We start from the raw sequence: 25,036 nt of genomic DNA on the forward strand, positions 1-25,036 counted from the left end.
GCTCAGGCGTTGAACTGCAGCGCCGCCAAGCCCGCGTACACCCCGCCGCGCGCCACCAGCTCCGCGTGCGTGCCTTGCTCCACCAGGCGCCCATGGTCCAGCACCACGATGCGGTCGGCCCGCTGCACCGTGGCCAGGCGGTGCGCGATCACCAGCGTCGTGCGGTCGCGCATCGCCGCCTCCAGCGCCGCCTGCACCACGCGCTCGCTCTGCGCGTCCAGCGCGCTCGTCGCCTCGTCCAGCAACAGCAGCGGCGGGTTCTTCAGCATGGCGCGCGCAATCGCAATGCGCTGGCGCTGCCCGCCCGACAGGCGCACCCCGCGCTCGCCCAAGAAGGTGTCGTAGCCCTCGGGCAGCTGGGCGATGAACTCGTCCGCGAAGGCGGCGCGCGCGGCGGCCTTCACCTCATCGTCGCTGGCGCCCGGCTTGCCGTAGCGGATGTTCTCCATCGCGCTGCTGGAGAAGATCACCGGCTCCTGCGGCACGATGCCGATGCGCTCGCGCAAGTCCTGCAACTGCAGCGTATTGATCGGCGTGCCGTCCAGCACGATGCGGCCCTGCTGCGGGTCGTAGAAGCGCAGCAGCAGCGAGAACACGGTGGTCTTGCCCGCGCCGCTGGGCCCCACGATGGCCACTGTTTGCCCCGGCTCCACCACCAGGGAGAACCCGTCCAGCGCCGCCTGCGCCGGGCGCGACGGGTAGTTGAAGTGCACCTGTTCGAACGCCAGCGCGCTGCCGCCCGCCGGCAGCGGCGCGGCCAGCGCCTGCGGCGGCGATTTCACCGGCGACTCACTCGCCAGCAACTCCACCAGCCGCTCGCTCGCGCCCGCCGCGCGCAGCAGATCGCCATACACCTCGCCCAGCACCGCCACCGCGCCCGCGAAGATCACCACATAGAACACCGCCTGCCCCAGTTGCCCCGGCGACAACTGGCCGTTCAACACCGCCTGCGTGCCCTCGAACATGCCCCAGAGGATGAGCGCCGCGTTGGCAATGATGATGAAGGCCACCAGCGCTGCGCGCGCCTTGGTGCGGCGCACCGCCGTCTCGAACGCGTGCTGCGTCGACCGGTCGAAGCGCTGCGACTCGCGCCCCTCCGCCGCGTAGCTCTGCACCGTGGGAATCGCGTTCAGCACCTCGGCCGCGATCGAGCTCGAATCGGCGATGCGGTCCTGGCTGGCGCGCGAGAGCCGGCGCACCCGGCGCCCGAACCACATGGCCGGCAGCACCACCAGCAGCACCGTCGCCAGCACCAGCACCATCACATACGGGTGCGACCACACCAGCATCACCAGCGCGCCGATGCCCATCACCGCATTGCGCAGCCCCATGGACAGCGACGAGCCCACCACCGTCTGCACCAGCGTCGTGTCCGCCGTCAGGCGCGACAGCACCTCGCCCGTCTGCGTGGTCTCGAAGAACTGCGGGCTCTGCCGCAGCACGTGGCGGTACACCGCGTTGCGCAGGTCCGCCGTGATGCGCTCGCCGATCCAGCTGACCAGATAAAAGCGCACCGCCGAGAACAGCCCCAGCGCCACCGCCACCCCGAACAGCGCCGCGAAGTGTTCGCGCAGCGCCAGCACCTGGTCGCCGCGCCCCGCCGGCACCAGCCCATCGTCGATCAGCAGCCGCAGCGCCACCGGAAACGCCAGCGTGGCCGCCGCCGCCAGCACCAGGAACAACAGGGCCAGCCCCATCTGCAGGCGGTAGGGGCGCATGAAGGGCAGCAGCCCGGTGAGCGAACGCGGGCTCTTGCCCGAGGGGCGGTCGGAGGCGGTGGCCATGGGGGGAGGGGACGCGGGGTCCGTGCCGGAGTGGGGGAGTAGCTTAGGCCATGGCGCGTGGTCTTCAATGACGGCGCTGTAATCCGCGGGGATGCGCTGAATGAAAATCCGCGCGCAGTTGACGCGTCCCGTCAACTGCAGGGCAGAGTCCATTCAATTGAGCCTGTCCTCCAGGGAGGTGCCTGATACAGCAGACGCCGGCCGGGGGCTCCCGGCATGGGCTGCATGCGGCCATTGCGGACGTGTGGATCATCACTGAGCTTGAAAAGCAAGGCGCCGACCGATGGGGCCTCGCACGGAGCAGGCGTCCATAGCGCGTCGATCCAGTTGAAGCTCCAACTCGGGCCTGAATCGCGGCGCCGGTCCAGGCGGGCGATGCCCTTGAGGTCCGTGACGGGGATCTTGGCCAGCAGGTCCAGCAGCGTGTTGTCCCAGGCCACCAGCGAGGTCTGCGACAGCTTCTGGCCGTTGTACGAGACGTCGTAGACGAGCAGGCACCAGGGGCGCTCCATGGAGAGCGTGATGGCGGGCCAATGGCTCTGGCGCGGGGCGACCTGGGAGGGGTGGAGGTACTGGACGAGGCCGGGGGCGGTGGTGAACACGTGCAAACTCCCAAAAGCAGCCAGTGTGGTCAGCAGGATTGGGGACGTGGTATTTCTCGAGGAACAAATTGGCTCACGAAATTCTGTAGGCGAGGCCGCCGTGCACATCGAGCGCCAAGCGCGCAAGCTCTCACTGCCTACCTTCGCGAGCCTTGCCGTTGCGCTCGACTTGTCGCTCGAAGCGCTTCTGACCGCCCCCCATTCCGAGGCTGGCCCGTGACACGTACAGTCCGGTAGCCCATCAACGGGCTCTGGCGGGAGGCGCGATTGGAAACAGTGGCCGGGATAGCATGGCAAGTGCTCAAGCAACTTGTATTCAGCTTCGTCTTCTTCTGGCCTGGCTGGCTCGTGGTCAAGATGATCACCTTCGGCCGCTACCCGCGATCGATACACCCCGCCAAGGCCGATTGGCTCGACTACGAGCTGCTCTCGTTCATTGGCGTTATAGCTGTCGCAGGTGCCATCTTCCTAGTCGCCTGCCTGTGGCTGTAGCCGGCCAGACACGGGAGGCGCGCCAACATAGTAGGAAGAAGCGAACACCCAAGGGCGGCGGTCGGTCGCAGCTTGCCGGGATAGGGGATGTGCGATCGACCGCTCTGCCTGGCCTTGCGGCTCACACGAGCCGAATCCCACGCTCTGAGACCAACAGAGCCTCGAGACCAAGTTGCAGCTTCACGCGGGCTGGAATTTTGAGGAGCTGCCGCTCCCACTCTTTGGAGTCGGGCACAGCCAGCAGGTACTTGATGTTCTCATCAGCACTGCCCATTGAGAGGATGAGTTGTCCCAATGCCGAGTACATCGCCTGTTCTTTTTGTCTTGATGAGTCGCCCTCAACCTCGATGACAAACGTGGGGGCGCCAGGCTTGGTCGCCACCATGTCCGCACGTCCATGAACTGGATGGGCCACGATGTGGGCTCCGGCTGACCGCAACGCTGCTTCTGCCACGGCTGCGACCTCCTTCTTTCCAGCAGTATGCCGACCTCCGTTTGCTCTTTCCATGGCATCGACATCCACGGTCAGATTCCAACCATCGGAAGGAGGGAAGCGGTATTCCATCAGCCACCGCTTCACTTCAAGCTGGAACATTCGCTTCTCCGTGAGGTCAACGCGCCGACACGCTGGCCCGCCCAGTGAGAAAGCCCAGCGAGCCAGTGAGCACGGCGCTCACCAAGCCAACGCCCAGCTTGGCTGTTTCTGGTGTCGAGCTCAATGCCAACACCCCTCCGAAGATCGCGGTGGCTGCGAGGGCCATCGAGGAGACGATGAACACGCACCAGCGCATCTGGATCTGGAAGCAATGCTCCCGCTCCTCACGCGCCAGGCGGGCCTGTTCTTCCGTAGGCGTCTCCTGGGTGGACCACTCGATTTTTCCTTTTCCGTTTCCGCTATCCAGATCGAAGGGGTTGGTTGGCATGAATCAAAGTCCGATGACTTCTGTTTCGAGCGTTTGCTCGGGACGCGCGAAGCCGAGCTTGAGGCCCTGACGCTTCTTGTCCACTGCGGTGATGTAGAGCGTAAGAGCCTTGCGCACGATCTCGGACGCAGTGGTGCCCGATGACTGCGCGATGCTCGTGAGTTGCTCGTCCATCTCCGAAGGGATGATCAGCTGCTTGCGCACGGCGGTTGGTTTTTCACTCATGTGGCTTTCCTCGTGGTCTTCGGTGCCTCACAGGTTGGCACCGCCGCGCGCAGGCGTACGCGGCTTGGGGTTGCCTGCAATGTGTGTTTTATACACATAAATGCAGTCGTAAAGAAGGTGGAAGGTCGCTCTCAAACCGTTGACCGACAGATGCCATGGTGCTCATGCCCGAAAAATTGCCCGCGCGGGCGCGGGCAACAGGGCGGTCGCATTGTGTTTAGCTTGGTCCGGTGGTGCCCCACTGGGTATCTGGCCATGCCCAGGGCAATCCCATTGCACGCCATCAAATTGGCCGCTAACAATCGGCACCCCTACACCCCAGGAGTACCCGATGCTCACCCGCCCCCTGATCCTCGCCGCCGCCCTGGCCCTCACCGCCACTGGCGCCTGGGCCGAAGGCGCCACCTGCCACGCCAAGTCCGCCGAGAAAAAGCTCGCCGGCGCAGCCAAGAACTCCTTCCTCACCAAGTGCGAGAAGGACGCCGCAGCCGCCTGCACCATGGCCGCAGGCGAGAAGAAGCTCTCGGGCGCAGCCAAGACCAGCTTCACCAACAAGTGCGTGCGCGACGCGGTGGGCGCCGAGGCGCAGAAGCCGGCCTGAACGCAGTGGGCCGGTGCGCGGGCTCAGCGCACCGTTACCTGCACCCGCCGGTTGCGCGGTTCGTCCACGTTGTCGGCGGTGGGCACCAGCAGGTTCTTCTCGCCGTGCGATTCCTGCTTGAGCGACGTGAATTTCACGCCAGAGGCGCGCAGGCGCTCGGCCACGAGCGTGGCGCGCTGGGTGGATAGGACGACGTTGTCCGCATCGCTGCCCACGGTGTCGGTGTGGCCGACCACGACGACCTCGGTCATGGCCTGCGGTGGCCGGGCCCGCAGGTAGCTCAGGATGTTCTGAAACTCCCTGTCCGAAGCGGCGGTGAGCTGCGTGTTGCCCGACATGAAGTACAGCATGAAGTGGCCGGGCAGCACGGGTTGGGCGGCCTTGGCGTCGCCGAAGGCGGCGTCCACCTGGGCGTGGTTCATCACGATGTTCACCGCGCCGCCGTCGATGGCCGCGACCTGGCCCGCCTGCGTCAGCACCTGCTGTCCCTTGGGCCCGCTCACCACGACCTGGCCCACGGCCCCGTCGGGGTCGGGCACCAGCACCACGTAGGAGCGGGGCAGGCTGGGCGCGCAGGCCGACAGCAGGAACAAGGCAAGCACCAGCCAGGGTGCCCGCGCGGCAGAGGGGTGGGGTCGATCGTTTTTCATGCAGAGGCCTCGAGAGCCTGGGACTTTCGCACATCGTGCCGGCGGGGGGCGGCGCAGGCTCCCGATCTTGTGGGAAGCGGGGAAGCCGGGGATACTGCCCGCCGGTTGAGGAGGGCGGCGGCCGCCCCGGCGCGAAAGGTGCCTGTCCTCATGGGTACCTTGACGATGACGATGACCCCAGACGTATTCGCACCGGCCGAGCGCCGCGCGGCCCAGGCCTGATGCACCTCTCCCTGCGCGCCATCGCGGCGCTGTTGATGCTTCTGACGGGTGGCCTCGGCCTGGTCGTCGTGCTGGCCGACCCGCTGGCCTTGCAGACCTTGCGCCATCAGGGTTTCGACCAGTACCAGCGCTGGCAGCCGCGCGTGGTCCAGGCCGCACCGGTGCGCATCATCGACATCGACGAGGCCAGCCTCGATCGCATCGGCCAGTGGCCCTGGCCGCGCACGCGGCTGGCCAGCCTGGTGGAGCGCCTGGGCGAGCAGGGCGTCGCGGCCATCGGCTTCGACGTGGTGTTCGCCGAGCCCGACCGCACGTCGCCGCAGCGCGTGTCGGGCGACTGGCCGCTCACGCCCACGGCACGGGCCGAGTTGCAGCACCTGCCCGACCACGACGCGACCTTCGCCGAGGCGATCGCGACGCAGGATGTGGTGCTGGGCTTTGCGGCGCGCAGCGAGGCGACGGCCGATGCCCATGCCAATGCCAAGACCGATGCCAAGAGCCCGGAGCCGCGCTACCGCTACGTGTGGATGGGCGAGCCCGACCCCGGCATCCTGAACACGATCGGGGGCGCGGTGCGCCCGCTCGCGTCGCTGGAGATGGCGGCGAGCGGTGTCGGCGCGCTCAGCTTCGTGCCCGACGCCGATGGCGTGGTGCGGCGCGTGCCGATGGTGATGGCGCTGCAGGGCCAGCCCGTGCCCAGCCTCAGCGCCGAGCTGCTGCGCGTGGCGCAGGGCACGCCGAACTACATCCTGCAGCGCGCCAGCGGCGGGGCGCCCGCGCTGGAGGCCGTGCGCATCGGCGCGCTCACGGTGCCCACGACCGCGCGCGGCGAGATGTGGATCCACTACACGCCGGCGCAAGCGCAGCGCTACGTGCCCGCGTGGCGGGTGCTGAACGGCACGGCCGATCCGGCGCTGCTGGAAGGCCACATCGTGGTGATCGGCAGCTCGGCCCCCGGCCTGCTCGACCTGCGCTTCAACCCGCTCGGCCAGCTCATGCCCGGCATCGAGACGCACGCGCAGGCCATGGAGCAGGCGCTCACGGGGCAGCACCTGGCGCGCCCGTTCTGGGCCATGGCGGCCGAGGCCTTGCTGGTGGTGGTGGGATGCGTCCTGCTCGTCGCGATCGGCGCGTTCATGGGTTCGCTGCGCGCGGCCGCGGCCTGGCTGGTGCTGGTGGCGACGCTGCTGTGGGGCGGCTGGTGGGCGTTCTCGGCCCAGCGGGTGCTGTTGGACACCTTCACCCCCGCCATCGCCTGGACCCTGGCCTACGGCCTGGCCAGCGTGTGCCGGCATTTCCGCAGTGAGCTGCAGCACCGCTGGGTGCGGCAGGCGTTCTCGCGCTACGTCTCGCCCAACCGCGTGGCGCACCTCATGCAGAACCCCGAGCAACTGGAGCTCGGCGGCAAGCGGCAGCGGTGCAGCTTCATCTTCACCGACCTCGCGGGCTTCACCCCGCTGATGGAGTCGATCGACCCGGCCGATGCGGTGCACCTGCTCAACCGCTACCTCGAGGAGATGATCTCCATCGCCTTTCGCTACCAGGGCACGCTGGACCGCATCATGGGCGACTCGCTGGCCATCATGTTCTCCGCCCCGGTGGAGCAGGCCGATCACGCGCAGCGCGCGCTCGACTGCGCGATGGAGATGCACCGCTTCGCCACCGGGTTCACGCGCCAGCAGCAGGCCCGCGGCGTGGCCTTTGGCCACACCCGCTTCGGCATCCACTCCGGCGAGGTCATCGTGGGCAATTTCGGTGGCAAGGCCCTGTTCGATTACCGCGCCCTGGGCGATCCGGTGAACACCGCCGCGCGCCTGGAGAGCGTGAACAAGCACTTGGGCACCTGGGTCTGCGTGTCCGAGGCCACGCTGTCGGCCTGCGCGCCGCGTGTGGCCCGCCCGGTGGGCCGCCTGGTGCTCAAGGGCAAGACGGAAGCGCTGCAGGTGTTCGAGCCGCTGGACGAGGTGCCAGCGGGCTACGCGCCGCTGGCGCTGTACCGCGGCGCACTCGATGCCCTGCGGGCCGACGACGTGGCGCAGGCGCTGGAGCGCTTCCAGCACTTGCGCCGCGCCTACCCGGACGATCCGCTGGTGAACCTGCACTGCGCCCGTTTGCTCGCGGGCGAGCGCAGCGACCTCATCGTCCTGGCCGCCAAGTGATCGGCGGCGGGCGGCGGATCACTCCTCGTCGACCTTGAGCAGGAACTGCGTGCCGCGCACGCCGATCATGCCGGTCGGCGTCTTCACGGACACGGCTTCGGGCTGCAGCTTGGCAATGCCGCCGGACACGTAGTTCAGCGTCCCCTTGCCCATGCGCGCGCCCAGCCTGAGCTTGCCGGCGCTGGGCTCGTACATGTACTCCTCGACGGTGAGCGAGGTGTTCGGCCCGAAGGACATGATGGTGTTGTCGCCGAAGACCACGCCCAGGCTGGAGCCCGCTTGCGTGCTGAGCGCGCTGCCCTGATGCAGCGGTGTGCCGGGCTGGGCCTTGACGACCTGGCCATCGGTGGTGACCGTGGCCACGCCCTTGACGGTCTTGACGTGACCGACCGGGGCTTTCTCCATCGCCGAGGCCGTGCTGGCGAGGGCCAGGCACAGCAGGCCGGCGCTCACGGCGGACAAGCGGCTTGTGCGGACGCGGGGACGTGGGTAAGCCATGGGGTTCTCCGTCTGACGAGCGGGATGATAAACCGCATGAACGGCGCTGAGCGCTCAGAGCACCAGGCGCTTGGCGTACCCCGTCATCTCCAGATAGCCACGTCCGACGACTCGGCCGTTGCTGTCGATGAGCTCCGACAGCCCCTCCCAATAGATCGCGCCGGTGCTCGCGCGGCTGTCGAGTTCCTGCGCGTCGATCAGCGCGCGCACGGTGTAGAAGTCGGCCGGCGTGCGCACCAGCCATTCCACGGGGTAGCGCGTGTTCGTGAGCGGGCTGGTCCACCAGCGCTGGGGTTTGAACGCCACTTCGCCTGGGCGGAAGCGGTAGATGGCGTTCGGGTCTTGCGCGTCGCCCGCGGCGCGGAAAGAGCCGCCAGCCCACACGGTGGAGCCGTCGGCGCGGCGCAGGCGAAAGGCGGTGAGCGCGTGGCCGTCGAAGAGGTTCATGCCGATCCAGTCCCAGCCCACGGCCTCGGGGTGCAGCAGGGCTTCGCTCCACTCGTGGTCCAGCCAGGCCGTGCCGTTGACGGCGAACCGTTGACCCGCCAGGCCCAGCGTGCCGCGCACCTGCAACTGCGGTTGCGAGACGTAGAAGCTGGATTGCGCGGCGTCCGGCCCCTTGCGGGAGAAGCCCTTGTCGCCCTGCAGCAGCCAGGCCTGCGGCGCCGTGGCCTCGATGTCGATGAGCAGGGTGTCGCCCACGGCGCGGGTGGCGTAGCCGCCGTCGGCGCGGCGGCGGATGAACCACTCGCGCAACACGACCTCGGTGTCGGTCTCGCTGGCGAAGACGGCGCGTTCGGTGTTGGCCGGACGCTCGCCGTTCCAGCGCGCGATGCGTTCGTCGTGGTGCAGGCGTCGGCCCGCCACGTCGGTGATGGCGGCGTGCGCGAAGAGCAGTTGCCGTGCCGCCAGGCGCCCGGGCAGCTCGCGCGCCTCGTCCACGCGGCTGCGGAAGAAGGTGATCTGGAAGCCGAAGTCCCGTCCGGCTTCGTCGCGTGCGTGGCCGGTGAGGTACCACCACTCGGTGCGCGTGTCGTTGTGGCTGCCGTGGTCGCGCGGGAAGCGCAGCTCGCGCGGTCGCAGGGTGTCGCCGGGGCGGGCGATGTCGCGGGCCGGGGCGTGTGGCCAGGCCAGGGCGGCGGCGCTGCCCAGCAGCCAGTGGCGTCGGTTGATGGGACGGAGCTTGAGGCGTTCCATGCGCTTCACCAATCCTGCCGCACGGCCTGCACCGCGTCGCGGCTGGCGGCCGCGCGCCCCGCCAGCCAGGCGGTGAGGGTGCCCGCCAGCACCACGGCCAGCGCCAGCGCGCCCAGCCGCGCCCAAGGCAGCACCAGGTCCATGGTCCAGTGGAAGCTCTGCGGGTTGACGACGTGCACCAGCACCAGGCTCACCAGCAGGCCCAGGGCGGTGCCGGCCAGCGCGCCCAGGGCCGTCCAGGCCAGGCCTTCGGCCGCCACCACGCCCAGGATCTGCCGCCGCGTGAGGCCCAGGTGCGCGAGCAGACCGAATTCCTTGCGCCGCACCAGCACCTGCGCGCTGAAGCTGGCCGCCACGCCGAACAGGCCGATGCCGATGGCCACGGCCTGCAGCCACACGGTGACGGCGAAGCTGCGGTCGAAGATGCGCAGCGAGGTGGCGCGCAGTTGCTCGACGGAGGCGAATTCGATGGCGTCCTGAATGCCGTGCGTTCGCGCGAGTGCGGTGAGGGCCTCGCGCACCGCCAGCGCATCGGCCTGGGGCGCCAGGTGCAAGGCCAGGTCGCTCACGCGGCGCTCGCCGCTCAGGCGGGCGTAGGTGTCGGCGTCGATGGCGATGCTGCCGTGCTGGCGGGCGTAGTCGCGCCACACGCCGGCCACCACGTAGCGCGCGCGCCGCGCCTCGGGCGCGGCCAGGGCCTGCGCCAGCGCGGGCAGCGGCTGGCCCACGCGCGCGCCGTAGAGGTCGGGCATGGCCTCGCTCACGTAGACGGGGATGTCGGGCGCGGCCACGGCGATGGCCTCGCCCACCAGGGGCAGGGGCAAGGGGTCGCCGCGCAGGGGGCGCACCAGCAGGGCCACGGGCGGGCGCGCGGGGTCCAACTGCAGTGGCACGGCGCGCAGGGTGTCCACGCGCGCCACGCCGGGCACCGCCGCCACCGCGTCCACGAAGGCGGGCGGCAGGTGCTGGCTGTCCATGGCCGCGCCGCTGCCGCGCAGGTAGAGCGGGGCGGGCAACACGGTGTCGAGCCAGCGCGTCACGGAATCGCGGAAGCTCGCCACCATCACCGTCAGCGCCACGGAGAGTGCCAGGCTGGCGACCACGCCGCTGGTGGCCACGGCGGCGGTTTCGCGCAGGCGGCGCGCGCGCTCCACGGCCAGCAGGGGCAGCAGGTGGCGCGCGCTCAGCGGCGCCAGGAGGTCGAGCAGGGCAGACACGCCCAGCGGCAGCGCGGCGATGCCGCCGATGAGCAGCAGGCCCACGGACACGTAGGCGCCCAGCGGCACGCCGGCCACGGGCGGCGCCAGCGCGCTCAGGCCCGCCAGCACCAGCAGGGCCAGGGCCGCGCCATGCCGCCGCGCCCCGGGCGCGCCCGTGCCCAGCCCCTTGAGCGCCTGCGCCGGCGCCAGGCCCTGCGCCGCGCGCGCGGGCCACCAGCCCCCGGCCAGCGCCGCCGCCACGCCCAACGCGCCGTACAGCAACGCGGCCAGCGGGCTCCAGCGCAGCGTGGGCGACACGCCGGTGAAGTAGCCACCGCCCAGGTCACCGCCCAACTGGCGCAGTGCGAAGGCGGCCACGGCGCTGCCCAGGGCCACGCCGAGGGCGCTGCCCACCAGCCCCAGCAGGGCCGATTCGGCCAGCACCAGGCGCAGCCGCTCGCGCGCCGACAGGCCCAGCACGCCCAGCAGCGCCAGCGGCCCCTGGCGCCGCGTGACGGAGAGCGACAGCACCGAGAACACCAGGAAGGCGCCGGTGAACAGGGCCACCAGCGCCAGCACCGTGAGGTTGACGCGGTAGGCGCGCGAGAGGTTGCTCACGCGCTCGCCCGCCTGCTCGGGCCGCTGAGCCAGCGTGCCGGCGGGCAGGTCGAACGCGGCCAGCACGCGCTCGGCGGTGGCGCCGGGCGCCAGGCGCAGGTCGATGCGGCTGAGCGCGCCAACGCGCGCGGCCAGGGCCTGCGCGGCGGCCACGTCCATCACCAGCACCGGCGCGCCGGGCGCGTTCACGTGGCCGGCGATCCGCAGCGTGTGTTCGGTTGGTCCCAGGCGCAGCCGCGCGGTGGGCGCGTCGCCCACGGCCAGGCGCGCGCTGGCGTTGAGGAAGGCGGCGTCGGGCGCGAACAGGTCGAGGCGGCCACCGGCATCGTTGATGAGCGGCATGAGCGCGGGCGCCACGCGGCCCACGCTGAGTGCGTCCACGCCGATCAGGCGCGCGGCTTGACGCTCGCCCTGCGCGTTGACGACTTGCGCGGGCACTTCCAGCACCGGGCTGGCCGCCGCCACGCCCGGCTGCGCGGCCACGCGCTCGAGCAGGGCGTCGTCCAGCAACCCCTGGCGCGCGCGCAGTTCCACGTCGGGCTGGCCGTTCACCGCGCTCACCGCGTCGCGGAACTCCGCCAGGGCGGAGGCGTTGATGAGCTGCACCGCCAGCGCCAGCGCCACACCCAGCGCCACCGCGAACACGGCCGTGGCCGTGCGCCAGGGGTGGTGGCGGAACTCGGGCCAGGAGACGGTGGCGAGCAGGCGAAGCATGCGGGCAGCATACGGCGACGGGGGTGGGGCGCGAAGGCGCGCGCGTCCTGTGGTCCAATACCGGTTTTTCGTCACCCCGCCGCTCTAAGGAAAGTGCCATGGGCAACAAGATCGTCACCGAGGCCGACCGCAAGGCCACCCCCCGTCCCGTCGCTGCCAATGGCGTCGTGCTGCCCACCCCCGGCCGTGGCCAGCGCCGCAGCCTGGAGCGCGGCGTGGCCACGCGCAGCAAGAAGAACCCGGGTAAGCGCCCGCACAGCGGCTGATCGCTGCGGTTCCCTGCAAAAGCCCGCTTCGGCGGGCTTTTTGCTTTCCGAAGCGGGCCGTTGCCAGCGGTTGCCGCTGACTCGGCTTGACTCGTTTAGATCAAAAAGTTACAATCACCGTTTCCCAAACAGTCAACCAGATATGTTGACGCACCGGGCGCTACTCGCGGATCTCCCTGAATCCCGTCGCGGCGCCGGTGACACCCCGCCGGGCCTTGCCCGGCACCGGCTGGTTTCCAGCCACCTGCCGCCGCGTTGCGCCACCCCGTTCTCGCCCCTCGACCAGGCCCGCTGAACGGTTCCCCCTGGCGTGCGCAGGCGCTGGTTGCGTCGTCGCTTCGTCGTCTTCAGTGCCTGCTGCGTGGCTGCGGTCCGCGGCCGCCTGCGCGTTTGTCCCCAGGCGGCCATTGCCCAAAGCCCACCCACGAGGAGGCCCGCCGCAATGGCAAAAGACATTCAGATCGACCACGTGTTCAAGGTCTTCGGCGACGAGCCCGAGGCCGCGCTGGCCCTTGTGCGCGAGGGCCGCAGCAAGCAGGAGATCCTGGCCGAGACCGGCCAGTCCATCGGCGTTTTCGACGCGCACTTCAACATCCAGGCCGGCGAGATCTTCGTGATCATGGGCCTGTCGGGCTCGGGCAAATCCACGCTGGTGCGCCTGCTCAACCGGCTCATCGAGCCCAGCGCCGGCCGCGTGGTGATCGATGGCCGCAACATCTTCGAGCACAGCGACCGCGAGTTGCGCGCCCTGCGCCGCAAGGACATCAGCATGGTGTTCCAGTCCTTCGCGCTGATGCCGCACATGACGGTGCGCGACAACACAGCCCTCGGGCTGGAGCTGGCGGGCGTGGACAAGGCCGCGCGCCTGGCCCAGGCCGACGAGGCCCTCTCGCAGGTGGGCCTCGCCGGCTGGGGCGACAGCTACCCCGATGAGCTCTCCGGTGGCATGCAGCAGCGCGTGGGCCTGGCGCGCGCGCTGGCGTCCGACCCGTCCATCCTGCTGATGGACGAGGCCTTCTCCGCGCTGGACCCGATCATCCGCACCGACATGCAGAGCGAACTGCTGCGCCTGCAGGAGGTCAAGCGCCGCACCATCGTCTTCATCTCGCACGACCTCGACGAGGCCATGCGCATCGGCGACCGCATCGCCATCATGAAAGACGGCCAGGTGGTGCAGGTGGGCACGCCCGAGGAGATCCTGCGCGAACCGGCCGACGACTACGTGCGCAACTTCGTTCGGGGCGTGGACGCGGCAGCCGTGTTCAAGGCCGGCGACATCGCGCGCCGCAGCCAGGTGGTCGTGGCCGAGAGCCCCACGCGGGGGGCGCGCGCGGCCCTGTCCATGCTGGAGCAGCAGGACCGGGAGTACGCCTTCGTGGTGTGCACGCAGGAGCGCTTCCAGGGCATGGTGTCCGTGGAGTCGCTGCGCGCCGCGCTCAAGGGTCACGAAGGTCCGCTGGGCCTGCAGCACGCCTTCCTGCCTGGCGTGCAGGCCTTGCAAGCCAGCCACCCCGTCAACGAACTGTTCGGCCAGGTGGCGCAGTCGCCCTGGCCCTTGCCGGTGGTGGGCGCGCGCGGCCAGTACGTCGGCGCCATCAGCAAGACCACGCTGCTGCGGTTCATGGACCGCGGTGGCGACTGAGGAAGGAGCAGCGATGCAAGACGACACCCGAACCACCGACCCCTGGGCCTCCGCCGCGCCCGCGGCCGAGCCCCAGGCACCGGCCGGCGACGCCTGGTCCACCAGCACGCAGCCATCGGGCGGCGACTGGCTCGACACCGCGCCGGCCGACGCCACCGCTGCTGGCACCGACGGCTTCCAGCTCAGCCAGCTCTGGGACGGCAGCCTGCCCGTGCAGGACTGGATCAACAGCGGCCTGGCCTGGGCCGTGGAGCAGTTCCGGCCCTTCTTCCAGGCCGTGCGTGGCCCGATCGACGCCACCCTGGGCGGCGTGGAGTCGGCCTTGCTGGCCGTGCCCACGCCGGTGATGGTGGCACTGCTGGGCCTGATCGCCTGGCAGGCGGCGGGCCGTGGCGTGGCCATCGGCGCGGTGGTGGCGCTGCTGCTGGTGTCGGTGCTGGGCATCTGGCCCGAGGCCATGGTGACGCTGTCGCTGGTGCTGACCTCGCTGGCTTTCTGCGTGCTGATCGGTTTGCCGCTGGGCGTGGCGCTGGCCAGCAGCGACCGCGCGCAGCGTTTCGTGCGGCCCGTGCTCGACGCGATGCAGACCACACCCGCCTTCGTGTACCTGGTGCCGGTGGTGATGCTGTTCGGCATCGGCAACGTGCCCGGCGTGATCGTGACCATCGTGTTCGCGCTGCCGCCGCTGGTGCGCCTCACGACCCTGGGCATCCGCCAGGTGCGGCCCGATCTGATCGAGGCCGCCAAGGCCTACGGCGCCTCGCCCTGGCAACTGCTGACCAAGGTGCAATTGCCGCTGGCCATGCCGTCGATCATGGCCGGCATCAACCAGGCGCTGATGCTCTCGCTGTCCATGGTGGTCATCGCTTCGATGATCGCCGTGGGTGGCCTGGGCCAGATGGTGCTGCGCGGCATCGGCCGCCTGGACATGGGCCTGGCCACGGTCGGTGGCCTGGGCATCGTGCTGCTGGCCATCACGCTGGACCGCATCACCCAGGCCATGGGCCAGCCGCGGCGCGGCGCGCGCCACTGGTGGCAGACGGGGCCCGCCGGCCTGGCGCTGCGGCTGGCGCGCCGCCGCCCGAACCCTTCGCCTTCTTCCTCCAACGACCTCACCCAAGGAGAAACCGCATGAACCTTCCGTTCAACCGATTCGCGCTGTGGCGCAGACTCTTCGCCGCCGGCCTGGTGGCCGTGACGGCCGCGACGGCCGCCACGGCCATCGCCCAGGACCTGCCCGGCAAGGGCGTCGTGGTCAAGCCCGTGAAGAGCTCCATCGCCGAAGAGACCTTCCAGACCCTGCTGGTGGGCCGCGCGCTGCAGAAGCTGGGCTATGAGGTGCAGCCGATCAGCGAAGTGGAGTACGCCACCGCCCACGTGGCGCTGGCCAATGGCGACGCCACCTACCTGGCCAGCCACTGGGACCCGCTGCACGCCGACTTCTACAAGAACGCTGGCGGCGACGCGAAGCTCTCGCGCACCGGCGCCTACTCGCCCGGCGCGGCCCAGGGCTACCTGATCGACAAGAAGACGGCCGACGCGCACAAGATCACGAACATCGCGCAACTGCAGAAGCCCGAGATCGCCAGGCTCTTCGACGCCGACGGCGACGGCAAGGCCGACCTGACCGGCTGCAACCCCGGCTGGGGCTGCGAGGCGGTGATCGAACACCAGTTGGGCGCCTTCAAGCTGCGCGACACGGTGCGCCACGTGCAGGGCAGCTACTCGGCGCTGATCGCCGACACCATCACCCGCTACCAGCAGGGCAAGCCCATCCTCTACTACACCTGGACGCCCTACTGGGTGAGCGGCGTGCTGCGCCCGGGTCAGGACGTGGTGTGGCTGCAGGTGCCGTTTTCCTCGCTGCCCGGTGAGCAGGCCAGGCTGGACACCAAGCTGCCCAATGGCCAGAACTACGGCTTCGTGATCAACACGCAGCGCATCGTGGCCAACCGCGCCTTCGTGGAGAAGAACCCGGCGGCGGGCAAGCTGTTCGAGGTGATGAGGCTGTCGGTGGGCGACATCAACGCCCAGAACCTGCGCATGCGCGACGGCGAGAACAAGCCGGCCGACATTGAGCGCCACGTCGACGCCTGGATCAAGGCGAACCAGAAAACCTTCGACGGCTGGATCGCCGAGGCGAAGGCGGCGGCGAAGGGTTGAGGCCGGTCTGCGGGACGTCGGCTTTCGGGCGCTGGCCTGCAGCCGGCGTCAACCCGGCGTCAGCCCGGCGTCTTGGGCGTGAAGTCGCAGTACGCCGCCACCGCGCAGCGGTAGCACTGCGGCTTGCGCGCCAGGCAGACGTAGCGCCCGTGCAGGATGAGCCAGTGGTGAGAGTCCACGGCGTACGCGGGCGGCACGCGCTTCATGAGCGCCAGCTCCACGGCCAGCGGCGTCTTGCCCGGCGCCAGGCCGGTGCGGTTGCTGACCCGAAAGATGTGCGTGTCCACCGCCATGGTGGGCTGGCCGAAGGCCACGTTGAGCACCACGTTGGCCGTCTTGCGGCCCACGCCGGGCAGGGCCTCCAGCGCTTCGCGGGTGTTGGGCACCTCACCGCCATGGCGCTCCACCAGCATGCGGCAGGCCTCCATCAAATGCCTGGCCTTGCTGCGGAACAGGCCGATGGTCTTGATGTAGCCCTCCAGGCCGTCCTGCCCCAGCGCCAGGATGGCCTGCGGGGTGTTCGCCACGGGAAAGAGCTTTCTCGTGGCCTTGTTGACGCTCACGTCCGTGGCCTGGGCCGACAGCAGCACGGCGGCCAGCAGCTCGAAGACGGTGGTGTATTCCAGCTCGGATTGCGGGCTGGGGTTGGCCGCCTTGAGGGTGGCGAAGAAGGGTTCGATCAGCTCGCGCTTCATGGGCGCGCAGTCTATCCACTGCTTGCGGGTTTGCCCGGGCCGGCGCGCCAGGCACGGATTTGGTGACAATGCGCCATTCCAAACCGAAGCCCCTTGCCGTCCGCATGAGCCACGCCATCCCCTTTGCCGATCGCCTCAACAACGTCGAAACCTCCGCCATCCGCGAACTCTTCAAGCTGCTGGGCAAGCCCGGCATCATCAGCTTCGCGGGCGGCTTTCCCGACAGCGCGCTGTTCGACGTGGACGGCATCCGCGAGGCGGTGAACGCCGCGCTGAGCGAGGAGCCCGGCGCCACGCTGCAGTACGGCGCCACCGAGGGCTACCAGCCGCTGCGCGAGCAGCTCGCGGCGTTCATGGCGGGCAAGGGCGCGCGTGGCGTCGGCGCCAACGACCTCATCGTCACCACCGGCAGCCAGCAGGCGCTGGACCTGCTGGGCAAGACGCTCGTGTCGCCCGGCGACAAGGTGATCGTCGAAGGCCCCACCTTCCTGGCCACCATCCAGTGCTTCCGCCTCTACGGCGCCGATCTGATCACCGTGCCGGTGGACGGGCAGGGCGCGAAGACCGACGAGCTGGAGGCGCTCATCGCCGAGCACAAGCCCAAGTTCGTCTACCTCATCCCCACCTTCGGCAACCCCAGCGGCGCCATGATGAGCCTGGAGCGCCGCAAGGCCGTGCTGCGCATGGCGGTGAAGCACCAGACGCTCATCGTGGAGGACGACCCCTACGGCGACCTGTACTTCGGCGAGGCCCCGCCGCCCAGCCTGCTGGCCCTGGCCGACGAGGTGCCCGGCGCGCGCGATCTGCTGGTGCACTGCGGCTCGCTGAGCAAGGTGCTCAGCCCCGGGCTGCGCGTGGGCTGGATGGTGGGCCCGGCCGAACTGCTGGCCAAGGCCACCATGTGCAAACAGTTCAGCGACGCCCACACCAGCACCTTCGCCCAGGCCACGGCGGCGCAGTACCTCAAGGCCGGTCGCATGCCCGCCACGCTGTCGCGCGTGCGCCAGATCTATGCCGAGCGCGCGGCCACCATGTCGAATGCGCTGCGGCGAGAGCTGGGCGAGGGCATCGATTTTGTCGAGCCGAAGGGTGGTCTGTTCGTGTGGGCCAGCCTCACCGGGGCGGGCGGCAAGGTGAACGATGGCGCGGCCTTCGCGAAGAAGGCCATCGAGCAGGGTGTGGCCTTCGTGCCGGGCGCCCCGTTCTTCGCCACGAACCCCGTGCATGCGACGCTGCGCCTGAGTTTCGCCACCGCGCCGCTGGACAAGATCGAAGAAGGCATTCAACGACTGGGCAAAGCCTTGTGACATGAACACCACCACCACCGCCGCCCCGATCCGCGCGTCCGCCGAGGCCGACGAGGCCGACGACGGAGGCCCCGCGACACAACCGGGCCCCGTGCCTGAAATGGTGATCGACGACGTCGACGTCTTCATCGACGGCGTGGGGCCGCAGACGGTGGTGATGGTGCACGGCTGGCCGGACACGCCCGCGCTGTGGGACGGCACCGTGGCCGCGCTGGTGCCCGAGTGGCGCTGCGTGCGCTTTCACCTGCCGGGCTTCGACCTGGCGCGCGGCCCCCGGCCCATGAGCCAGAGCGACATCGTCGCGCTCATCGCGCGCATCGTGGACGCGGTGAGCCCCGACCAGCGCGTCACCCTGCTGTTGCACGACTGGGGCTGCGCCTTCGGCTACACCTACGCGAAGCGCCATACCGAGCGCGTGGCGCGCATCGTGGCGCTGGACATCGGCGACGTGGGCTCGCCGGATTACTTCGAATCCCTGGGCTGGCGCGAGAAGCTCATGATCTCGGGCTACCAGCTCTGGCTCGCCGTGGCCTGGTCACTGGGTGCCCATGCACCGGGTCTGGCCAACCGCATGACGCGCTGGATGGCCCGAAAGATCGGCTGCCGCAACGACCCGGCGCTCATCGGCTGGGAAATGAACTACCCCTACGCCATGCGCTGGTTCAACGCCTTCGGCGGCCTGCGCGGCGCCGGCCACGCCGACCGGCTGATCGGCGAGAACCTGCCGGGCCTGTTCGTCTATGGCCGGCGCAAGCCCTTCATGTTCCATTCCAGCCGCTGGGTGCGGCACCTGAACCGCACCACCGGCTGCGCGGCCAAGTCACTCGACACGGGGCACTGGATCATGAAACAGAAGCCGGCCGAGTTCCACGCCGTGCTCAAGGACTGGCTGGCCAACGTGACTCAGCCGGCCTCCACGCCCAAGGCCTGAGCCACGCGGTACGCCGCCCAGGCGTCGTTGGCGGCGTAGAGCAGCTGCGATTCGCTCAAGCTGGCGGCGGCCCAGTTGCTGGTGGCCGCCTTCTTGCTCTTGGCGAAGCGCTGGCCGAACAGCACCGCCACCGCCGCGCGCACGCCCATGTCCTTGCGGTAGCCCTGGGCGCGGAAGAGGGCGTTGAGCTCGATCACACCCGCCGGCTCGATGCCCAGCTTGGCCCGCACCCGCAGGTTGTCGTCGCGCAGGCCGAAGCCCGCTTTGGCGTGCGCCGGGTGGGCCAGCAAGGCCGCCACGGCCTCGCGGCAGCCCGGGTCGGCGAGCTGAAACACCCAGGCGCGCTCGGCGACCGCGAGTTGCACCACGTGCGGGCCGTCGGACACCTGGTCCTTGAAGAAGGTGGGCTTGGATTCGGTGTCGAAGCCCCAGACCGGGTGATCCGCCAGCGCGGCGGCCGCTTCGCGCGCGCCATCGGCCGTGCGCACCAGGGCGATGCGCGAGCGCTCCAGCGGCGGAAACGGGGGCAGGGCGTCGATGGCTTCCCTGTCGGGCGTGGGGCGGGTTTCGCGCGCGGTCATGGGGCGCCAGCATAGCCGCCAGGGCCTTGGGCCTTCCGGCACAATTTCCCGGATGACCACCCCCCTGCTGCAGGAAGTGGCGAGCGAGGCCCCCACCCAGGGCGAGTTCGTGCGCTTCCCCGACTCCCCCTTCGAGCTGTTCCTGCCCTACCCGCCGGCCGGGGACCAGCCCGAGGCCATCGCCCAACTCGTCGAGGGCATCAACGACGGCGAGGTCTTCCAGACCTTGCTGGGCGTGACCGGCTCGGGCAAGACCTTCACCATGGCCAACGTCATCGCCCGCGTGGGCCGGCCGGCCCTCGTCATCGCGCCCAACAAGACCCTGGCCGCCCAGCTCTACAGCGAGTTCCGCGAGTTCTTCCCGAACAACGCCGTCGAGTACTTCGTCAGCTACTACGACTACTACCAGCCCGAAGCCTACGTGCCGCAGCGCGACCTCTACATCGAAAAGGACAGCGCGATCAACGAGCACATCGAGCAGATGCGCCTGAGTTGCACCAAGAGCATCCTCGAGCGGCGCGACGTGCTCATCGTGGCCACCGTCTCGGCCATCTACGGCATCGGCAAGCCCGAGAGCTACCACCAGATGGTGATGACCCTGCGCGTGGGCGACAAGCTGGGCCAGCGCGACGTGATCGCGCAGCTCGTCCGCATGCAGTACACGCGCAACGAAATGGACTTCGGCCGCGGCAAGTTCCGCGTGCGCGGCGACACCATCGACGTGTTCCCGGCCGAGCACTCCGAGATGGCGATCCGCATCGAACTGTTCGACGACGAGATCGAAAGCCTGCAGTTGTTCGACCCGCTCACCGGCAAGGTCCGCCAGAAGATCCCGCGCTTCACCGTGTTCCCCAGCAGCCACTACGTGACGCCGCGCGAGCAGGTGCTGCAGGCGGTGGAGACCATCAAGCTCGAGCTCGACCAGCGCCTGAAGGAACTGGTGGGCGCGGGCAAGCTGGTGGAGGCGCAGCGCCTGGAGCAGCGCACCCGCTTCGACCTGGAGATGCTCAGCGAGGTGGGCCACTGCAAGGGCATCGAGAACTACACGCGCCACCTCTCGCAGGCGCGCCCGGGCGACCCGCCGTCCACGCTGACCGACTACCTGCCGCGCGACGCGGTGATGTTCCTGGACGAAAGCCACGTCCTCATCGGGCAGCTCGGCGGCATGTACAACGGCGACCGCGCGCGCAAGACCACGCTGGTGGAATACGGTTTCCGCCTGCCGAGTGCGCTGGACAACCGGCCGCTGAAGTTCGACGAGTTCGAGCAGCGCATGCGCCAGGTGGTCTTCGTCTCGGCCACGCCGGCCGACTACGAGAAGACCCACGCCAGCAACGTGGTCGAGCAACTGGTGCGCCCCACCGGCCTGGTGGACCCGGAGCTGGAGGTGCGCCCCGCCATGCACCAGGTGGACGACGCGCTGCAGGAGATCCGCCAGCGCGTGCAGCAGCAGGAGCGCGTGCTCATCACCACGCTGACCAAGCGCATGGCCGAGGAGCTCACCGACTACCTGACCGAGCACGGCGTGAAGGTGCGCTACCTGCACAGCGACATCGACACCGTGGAGCGCGTGGAGATCATCCGCGACCTGCGCCTGGGCGAGTTCGACGTGCTGGTGGGCATCAACCTGCTGCGCGAGGGCCTGGACATGCCCGAGGTCTCGCTGGTGGCCATCCTGGACGCCGACAAGGAAGGCTTCCTGCGCTCCGAGCGCAGCCTGATCCAGACCATCGGCCGCGCGGCGCGCAACGTCAACGGCAAGGCCATCCTCTACGCCGACAAGGTCACCGACTCCATGAAGGCGGCCATGGGCGAGACCGAGCGCCGCCGCGCCAAGCAGATCGCGCACAACGCCGCCCACGGCATCGAGCCGCGAAGCGTCAACAAGCGCATCAAGGACCTGATCGACGGCGTTTACAGCGAGAAGGCGGGCAAGGAGGCCGACCGCCTGGCCGCCGAGAGCGCGGCGCGCGCCGAGCTGGAGGAGCTGAGCGAGAAGGACGTGGCGCGCGAGATCAAGCGGCTGGAAAAGGCCATGCTGGAGCACGCCCGCAACCTGGAGTTCGAGAAGGCCGCCCAGGTGCGCGACCAGCTCGCGCAGCTCAAGGCCCGGGTGTTCGGTGCTTCGGGGCACGACAGCGCCGCCTGAACGTTTCGCGGGGCCGCGACTCCATCGATCCGGGAGTCATGTGTGGGCGCCTGTCCAGTGGCACAAACCCCATACCCGTACAATGCCGAGCAAATCGCTCAGCTTTTGGGCTATAATTCGACAAAATTAGTCGGGAAACCCTGCAGAACAAAAGACCCCTCGAGGGTCGGGGCGGGTGGAGGAGGGGTTCGCCACGGCGAATGCCCGGCGGGCCTTACCACGAAGGTCAAGCAACACAGAAGGAGCTTGCGATGCGCCTCACCACGAAAGGCCGCTTTGCGGTCACAGCCATGATCGATCTGGCCCTGCGCCAGAACAACGGTCCGGTCACGCTTGCGGCTATCAGCCAGCGGCAGCAGATTTCCCTTTCCTATCTCGAGCAGTTGTTCGGCAAGCTGCGCCGGCACCAGCTGGTGGAGTCCACCCGCGGGCCCGGCGGCGGCTATACCCTGGGGCGCAAGGCAGCCGAAATCACGGTGGCCGACATCATCGTCTCGGTGGACGAGCCGATCGACGCGACCCAGTGCGGCGGCAAGGAAAACTGCATGGGCGAAGGCCAGCGCTGCATGACGCACGAGCTCTGGGCTCAGCTCAATGCCCGCATGGTCGACTTCCTCGACTCGGTGACCCTGCAGTCCCTGGTGGACGAGCAGCTCGCCAAAGGCCTCGTGATCGAGAACGCGCCCATGATCAAACGCGCCATCTCCAGCACGCCGGTGGTCAAGCCCATCCGCGTGAACGCGCCGAACTCGGTGTTCGCCCTGGGAGGCGCCCTCTCCAAATGATCCGGGTGGCCCGGGGCAGCGGTTCGACCGCTGTCCGTGCCCGCCCTCGTCCAACGCCAGACAGAAGAAGCCCATGAGCACTCCCCACTTCCCCATCTACATGGATTACAGCGCCACCAGCCCGGTCGATCCGCGCGTGGTGGACGCCATGATTCCCTGGCTGCGCGAGCACTTCGGCAACCCGGCGTCGCGCAGCCATGCCTGGGGCTGGGAAGCGGAGAAGGCCGTGGAGAACGCGCGCGAGCAGGTGGCCGCGCTGATCGGCGCCGACCCGCGCGAGATCGTCTGGACCAGCGGCGCCACCGAGTCGAACAACCTCGCGATCAAGGGCGCGGCGCACTTCTACAAGGGCAAGGGCAAGCACCTCATCACGGTGAAGACCGAACACAAGGCCGTGCTGGACACCATGCGCGAGCTGGAGCGCCAGGGCTTCGAGGTGACGTACCTCGACGTGCAGGCCGACGGCCTGGTGGACCTGGAGGCCTTCAAGGCGGCGATCCGCCCCGACACCATCCTGGCCTCGGTCATGTTCGTCAACAACGAGATCGGCGTGGTGCAGGACATCGCGGCATTGGGGGCCATCTGCCGCGAGAAAGGCGTGATCTTCCACGTCGATGCCGCGCAGGCCACCGGCCGCATCGACATCGACCTGCAGACCCTGCCGGTGGACCTGATGAGCCTGACCGCGCACAAGATCTACGGCCCCAAGGGCATCGGCGCGCTGTACGTGCGCCGCAAGCCGCGCGTGCGCCTCGAGGCGCAGATGCACGGCGGCGGTCACGAGCGCGGCATGCGCTCGGGCACGCTGGCGACGCACCAGATCGTCGGCATGGGCGAGGCCTTCCGCATCGCCAAGGCCGAGATGCACGAGGAAAACAAGCGCATCCAGGCCCTGCACGACCGCCTGGTCAACGGTCTGAAGGACATCGAAGAGGTGTTCATCAACGGCAACGAGGCGCGCCGCATCCCGCACAACCTCAACATGAGCTTCAACTACGTCGAGGGCGAGTCGCTGATCATGGGCATCAAGGGGCTGGCGGTGTCCTCGGGTTCTGCCTGCACCTCGGCCAGCCTGGAGCCCAGTTACGTGCTGCGCGCCCTGGGCCGCAGCGACGAACTCGCCCACAGCAGCCTGCGCATGACCATCGGCCGCTGGACGACGGAAGAAGAAATCGACTACGCGATCGCGACGATCAAGGAGAACGTCGCCAAGCTTCGCGAACTCTCACCCCTGTGGGAAATGTTCAAGGATGGCATCGACCTCTCGACCATCCAGTGGGCGGCCCACTGACCTGAAGGAGAACAACCATGGCCTATTCCGAAAAAGTTGTTGACCACTACGAAAACCCCCGCAACGTCGGCTCCTTCGACAAGGGCGACGAGACGGTGGGCACCGGCATGGTGGGCGCGCCCGCCTGCGGCGACGTGATGAAGCTGCAGATCAAGGTGAACCCCAGCACCGGCGTGATCGAGGACGCGCGCTTCAAGACCTACGGCTGCGGTTCGGCCATCGCCTCGAGCTCGCTGGTGACCGAATGGGTCAAGGGCAAGACGCTCGACCAGGCCGCCGCGCTCAAGAACACCCAGATCGCCGAGGAGCTGGCGCTGCCGCCGGTGAAGATCCACTGCTCCGTCCTGGCCGAGGACGCCATCAAGGCGGCCGTGGACGACTACCGCAAGAAGCACGCGAACTGAGCCCATGTCCGTCACGATTTCCGAAGCCGCCGCGCGCCACGTCACGCGCTACATCGCCAAACGCGGCAAGGGCGTGGGTGTGCGCCTGGGCGTCAAGACCACGGGCTGCTCGGGTCTGGCGTACAAGCTGGAATACGCCGACGAGATCGCCCCTGAAGACGTGGTGTTCGAAGACCACGGCGTGAAGGTGCTGGTCGATCCGAAGAGCATGCCCTATATCGATGGCACGCAGCTCGACTTCGTGCGCGAAGGCCTCAACGAGGGCTTCAAGTTCAACAACCCGAACGAACGCGACCGCTGCGGCTGCGGCGAGAGTTTCAGGATCTGACTATTGCCACCCCCAATCGACCGCCCGGCGCAGGCCTTGGCGGTCTTTCTTTTTCCATGAACCTGCAATCCAGCGACTTCGAACTCTTCGGCCTGCCAGAAGCCTTCACCGTGGACCGGATCACGCTGGACGCGCGCTGGAAAGACTTGCAGCGCCAGGCCCACCCGGACCGCTTCGCCAGCGCCGACCCGGCCACGCAGCGCCAGGCCATGCAGTGGTCGGTGCGCATCAACGAGGCCTACCAGCGCCTGAAGGACCCGCTGCGCCGCGCCGCCTACCTGTGCGAGCGGCGTGGGGCGCCGATCGAGGCGGAGAACAACACCGCGATGCCGGCCGACTTCCTCATGCAGCAGATGCACTGGCGCGAGTCGCTCGACGAGACCGAGGGCGTGGCGGCGCTGGAAGCCCTGTCGGACGAGGTGGCCGAGGCGCGGCGTGAGCGCCTGGAGGCCTTGCGCGCCGCGCTGGACGAACAGAACGACGCGCCCGCGGCCGCGCGTCAAGTCAGAGCCCTCATGTTCATTGAGCGCTTTGCGCGCGACGTGGAGGACCGGCTCGATCAGCAGGGACAATAGGTGGCTCCGTTCCCCGCGATACCGACAAGACAGAC

General features: G+C 69.0%; 27 protein-coding genes. 16 read left to right on the plus strand and 11 right to left on the minus strand.

Annotation, left to right across the window (positions count from 1 at the left end):
- Positions 1-2 precede the first annotated feature (2 nt).
- A complete protein-coding gene (locus tag GTO19_RS09815; protein ID WP_291021487.1) occupies positions 3-1,784 on the minus strand; it encodes an ABC transporter transmembrane domain-containing protein in 1,782 nt (593 codons plus the stop codon).
- Positions 1,785-1,915: 131 nt separating this feature from the next.
- Positions 1,916-2,386 carry a hypothetical protein gene (locus GTO19_RS09820; protein WP_291021488.1) on the minus strand — a complete coding sequence of 157 codons (471 nt, stop codon included), beginning with the start codon at positions 2,384-2,386 and terminating at the stop codon, positions 1,916-1,918.
- A gap of 46 nt (positions 2,387-2,432) precedes the next feature.
- On the opposite strand from GTO19_RS09820, the gene GTO19_RS09825 reads away from it, so the two are divergent.
- Together GTO19_RS09825 and GTO19_RS09830 are read left to right on the plus strand one after the other, a co-directional pair.
- On the plus strand, positions 2,433-2,606 hold the full coding sequence (locus GTO19_RS09825; RefSeq protein WP_291021489.1) for a hypothetical protein: 174 nt from the start codon (positions 2,433-2,435) through the stop codon (positions 2,604-2,606).
- 77 nt (positions 2,607-2,683) lie between these two features.
- Positions 2,684-2,878, plus strand: coding sequence for a hypothetical protein (locus tag GTO19_RS09830; RefSeq protein WP_291021490.1), 195 nt, complete (start codon positions 2,684-2,686; stop codon positions 2,876-2,878).
- Positions 2,879-2,999: 121 nt separating this feature from the next.
- On the opposite strand, the gene GTO19_RS09835 is transcribed toward GTO19_RS09830, so the two are convergent.
- The 3 genes from GTO19_RS09835 to GTO19_RS09845 are packed head-to-tail and all read right to left on the minus strand — an operon-like array spanning position 3,000 to position 4,026.
- Positions 3,000-3,473, minus strand: a complete 474-nt coding sequence (locus tag GTO19_RS09835; RefSeq protein ID WP_291021491.1) for a hypothetical protein — start codon at positions 3,471-3,473, stop codon at positions 3,000-3,002.
- A 16-nt stretch (positions 3,474-3,489) separates the two neighbouring features.
- Positions 3,490-3,801 carry a hypothetical protein gene (locus tag GTO19_RS09840; RefSeq protein WP_291021492.1) on the minus strand — a complete coding sequence of 104 codons (312 nt, stop codon included), beginning with the start codon at positions 3,799-3,801 and terminating at the stop codon, positions 3,490-3,492.
- Positions 3,802-3,804: 3 nt separating this feature from the next.
- On the minus strand, positions 3,805-4,026 hold the full coding sequence (locus GTO19_RS09845) for a ribbon-helix-helix protein, CopG family (protein ID WP_291021493.1): 222 nt from the start codon (positions 4,024-4,026) through the stop codon (positions 3,805-3,807).
- Between the two features lie 331 nt (positions 4,027-4,357).
- On the opposite strand from GTO19_RS09845, the gene GTO19_RS09850 reads away from it, so the two are divergent.
- Positions 4,358-4,627, plus strand: coding sequence for a hypothetical protein (locus GTO19_RS09850; RefSeq protein ID WP_291021494.1), 270 nt, complete (start codon positions 4,358-4,360; stop codon positions 4,625-4,627).
- A 23-nt stretch (positions 4,628-4,650) separates the two neighbouring features.
- On the opposite strand, the gene GTO19_RS09855 is transcribed toward GTO19_RS09850, so the two are convergent.
- Complete coding sequence (locus tag GTO19_RS09855) at positions 4,651-5,277, minus strand: OmpA family protein (RefSeq protein ID WP_291021495.1); 627 nt, start codon at positions 5,275-5,277, stop codon at positions 4,651-4,653.
- 221 nt (positions 5,278-5,498) lie between these two features.
- Here GTO19_RS09855 and GTO19_RS09860 point away from each other — a divergent pair, with 221 nt between their 5' ends.
- A complete protein-coding gene (locus tag GTO19_RS09860) occupies positions 5,499-7,658 on the plus strand; it encodes a CHASE2 domain-containing protein (protein ID WP_291021496.1) in 2,160 nt (719 codons plus the stop codon).
- 18 nt (positions 7,659-7,676) lie between these two features.
- Here GTO19_RS09860 and GTO19_RS09865 read toward each other — a convergent pair whose 3' ends face one another.
- From GTO19_RS09865 to GTO19_RS09875, 3 genes are all read right to left on the minus strand, one after another.
- Positions 7,677-8,111 carry a FecR domain-containing protein gene (locus tag GTO19_RS09865; protein WP_291025863.1) on the minus strand — a complete coding sequence of 145 codons (435 nt, stop codon included), beginning with the start codon at positions 8,109-8,111 and terminating at the stop codon, positions 7,677-7,679.
- Positions 8,112-8,210: 99 nt separating this feature from the next.
- Positions 8,211-9,353, minus strand: coding sequence for a carotenoid 1,2-hydratase (locus GTO19_RS09870; RefSeq protein WP_291021498.1), 1,143 nt, complete (start codon positions 9,351-9,353; stop codon positions 8,211-8,213).
- A gap of 5 nt (positions 9,354-9,358) precedes the next feature.
- Positions 9,359-11,884 carry an FtsX-like permease family protein gene (locus tag GTO19_RS09875; RefSeq protein ID WP_291021499.1) on the minus strand — a complete coding sequence of 842 codons (2,526 nt, stop codon included), beginning with the start codon at positions 11,882-11,884 and terminating at the stop codon, positions 9,359-9,361.
- A gap of 98 nt (positions 11,885-11,982) precedes the next feature.
- Between GTO19_RS09875 and GTO19_RS09880 the strand changes: the two genes are divergently transcribed.
- The 4 genes from GTO19_RS09880 (at position 11,983) to proX (ending at position 15,955) form a co-directional block, all read left to right on the plus strand.
- Positions 11,983-12,150 (plus strand): hypothetical protein, encoded by a 168-nt coding sequence (locus GTO19_RS09880; protein WP_009515307.1) that lies wholly within the window; start codon positions 11,983-11,985, stop codon positions 12,148-12,150.
- 442 nt (positions 12,151-12,592) lie between these two features.
- Positions 12,593-13,792 carry a glycine betaine/L-proline ABC transporter ATP-binding protein ProV gene (proV, locus tag GTO19_RS09885; protein ID WP_291021500.1) on the plus strand — a complete coding sequence of 400 codons (1,200 nt, stop codon included), beginning with the start codon at positions 12,593-12,595 and terminating at the stop codon, positions 13,790-13,792.
- A gap of 13 nt (positions 13,793-13,805) precedes the next feature.
- Positions 13,806-14,927 carry a glycine betaine/L-proline ABC transporter permease ProW gene (gene proW / locus GTO19_RS09890; protein ID WP_291021501.1) on the plus strand — a complete coding sequence of 374 codons (1,122 nt, stop codon included), beginning with the start codon at positions 13,806-13,808 and terminating at the stop codon, positions 14,925-14,927.
- Positions 14,924-15,955: a glycine betaine/L-proline ABC transporter substrate-binding protein ProX gene (proX, locus tag GTO19_RS09895; RefSeq protein ID WP_291021502.1), complete on the plus strand. Its 1,032-nt coding sequence runs from the start codon at positions 14,924-14,926 to the stop codon at positions 15,953-15,955. Before proW ends, proX begins: the two co-directional genes overlap by 4 nt.
- Before the next feature lie 59 nt (positions 15,956-16,014).
- On the opposite strand, the gene nth is transcribed toward proX, so the two are convergent.
- Positions 16,015-16,650: an endonuclease III gene (gene nth / locus GTO19_RS09900; RefSeq protein WP_291021503.1), complete on the minus strand. Its 636-nt coding sequence runs from the start codon at positions 16,648-16,650 to the stop codon at positions 16,015-16,017.
- A 116-nt stretch (positions 16,651-16,766) separates the two neighbouring features.
- On the opposite strand from nth, the gene GTO19_RS09905 reads away from it, so the two are divergent.
- Both GTO19_RS09905 and GTO19_RS09910 read left to right on the plus strand, forming a co-directional pair.
- Positions 16,767-17,957 carry a PLP-dependent aminotransferase family protein gene (locus GTO19_RS09905; protein ID WP_291021592.1) on the plus strand — a complete coding sequence of 397 codons (1,191 nt, stop codon included), beginning with the start codon at positions 16,767-16,769 and terminating at the stop codon, positions 17,955-17,957.
- A gap of 1 nt (position 17,958) precedes the next feature.
- On the plus strand, positions 17,959-18,888 hold the full coding sequence (locus GTO19_RS09910) for an alpha/beta hydrolase (protein ID WP_291021504.1): 930 nt from the start codon (positions 17,959-17,961) through the stop codon (positions 18,886-18,888).
- On the opposite strand, the gene GTO19_RS09915 is transcribed toward GTO19_RS09910, so the two are convergent.
- On the minus strand, positions 18,861-19,469 hold the full coding sequence (locus GTO19_RS09915; protein WP_291021505.1) for a 3'-5' exonuclease: 609 nt from the start codon (positions 19,467-19,469) through the stop codon (positions 18,861-18,863). The two genes, GTO19_RS09910 and GTO19_RS09915, sit on opposite strands and share 28 nt — an antisense overlap.
- Before the next feature lie 52 nt (positions 19,470-19,521).
- On the opposite strand from GTO19_RS09915, the gene uvrB reads away from it, so the two are divergent.
- The 6 genes from uvrB (at position 19,522) to hscB (ending at position 25,001) form a co-directional block, all read left to right on the plus strand.
- Positions 19,522-21,618 (plus strand): excinuclease ABC subunit UvrB, encoded by a 2,097-nt coding sequence (gene uvrB, locus GTO19_RS09920; protein WP_291021506.1) that lies wholly within the window; start codon positions 19,522-19,524, stop codon positions 21,616-21,618.
- Positions 21,619-21,869: 251 nt separating this feature from the next.
- The gene (iscR, locus tag GTO19_RS09925; protein WP_009515287.1) at positions 21,870-22,403 is read left to right on the plus strand and encodes a Fe-S cluster assembly transcriptional regulator IscR; all 534 of its coding nucleotides are present in this window, start codon (positions 21,870-21,872) and stop codon (positions 22,401-22,403) included.
- 73 nt (positions 22,404-22,476) lie between these two features.
- A complete protein-coding gene (locus GTO19_RS09930) occupies positions 22,477-23,694 on the plus strand; it encodes an IscS subfamily cysteine desulfurase (protein WP_291021507.1) in 1,218 nt (405 codons plus the stop codon).
- A gap of 17 nt (positions 23,695-23,711) precedes the next feature.
- Complete coding sequence (gene iscU, locus GTO19_RS09935) at positions 23,712-24,098, plus strand: Fe-S cluster assembly scaffold IscU (RefSeq protein WP_291021508.1); 387 nt, start codon at positions 23,712-23,714, stop codon at positions 24,096-24,098.
- 4 nt (positions 24,099-24,102) lie between these two features.
- Positions 24,103-24,426, plus strand: a complete 324-nt coding sequence (gene iscA / locus GTO19_RS09940; protein WP_291021509.1) for an iron-sulfur cluster assembly protein IscA — start codon at positions 24,103-24,105, stop codon at positions 24,424-24,426.
- Positions 24,427-24,482: 56 nt separating this feature from the next.
- Complete coding sequence (gene hscB, locus GTO19_RS09945; RefSeq protein ID WP_291021510.1) at positions 24,483-25,001, plus strand: Fe-S protein assembly co-chaperone HscB; 519 nt, start codon at positions 24,483-24,485, stop codon at positions 24,999-25,001.
- The last annotated feature ends 35 nt before the right edge of the window (positions 25,002-25,036 follow it).

Origin of the sequence: Hydrogenophaga sp. (assembly GCF_011772445.1) — a bacterium.
GTDB lineage: Bacteria > Pseudomonadota > Gammaproteobacteria > Burkholderiales > Burkholderiaceae_C > Hydrogenophaga.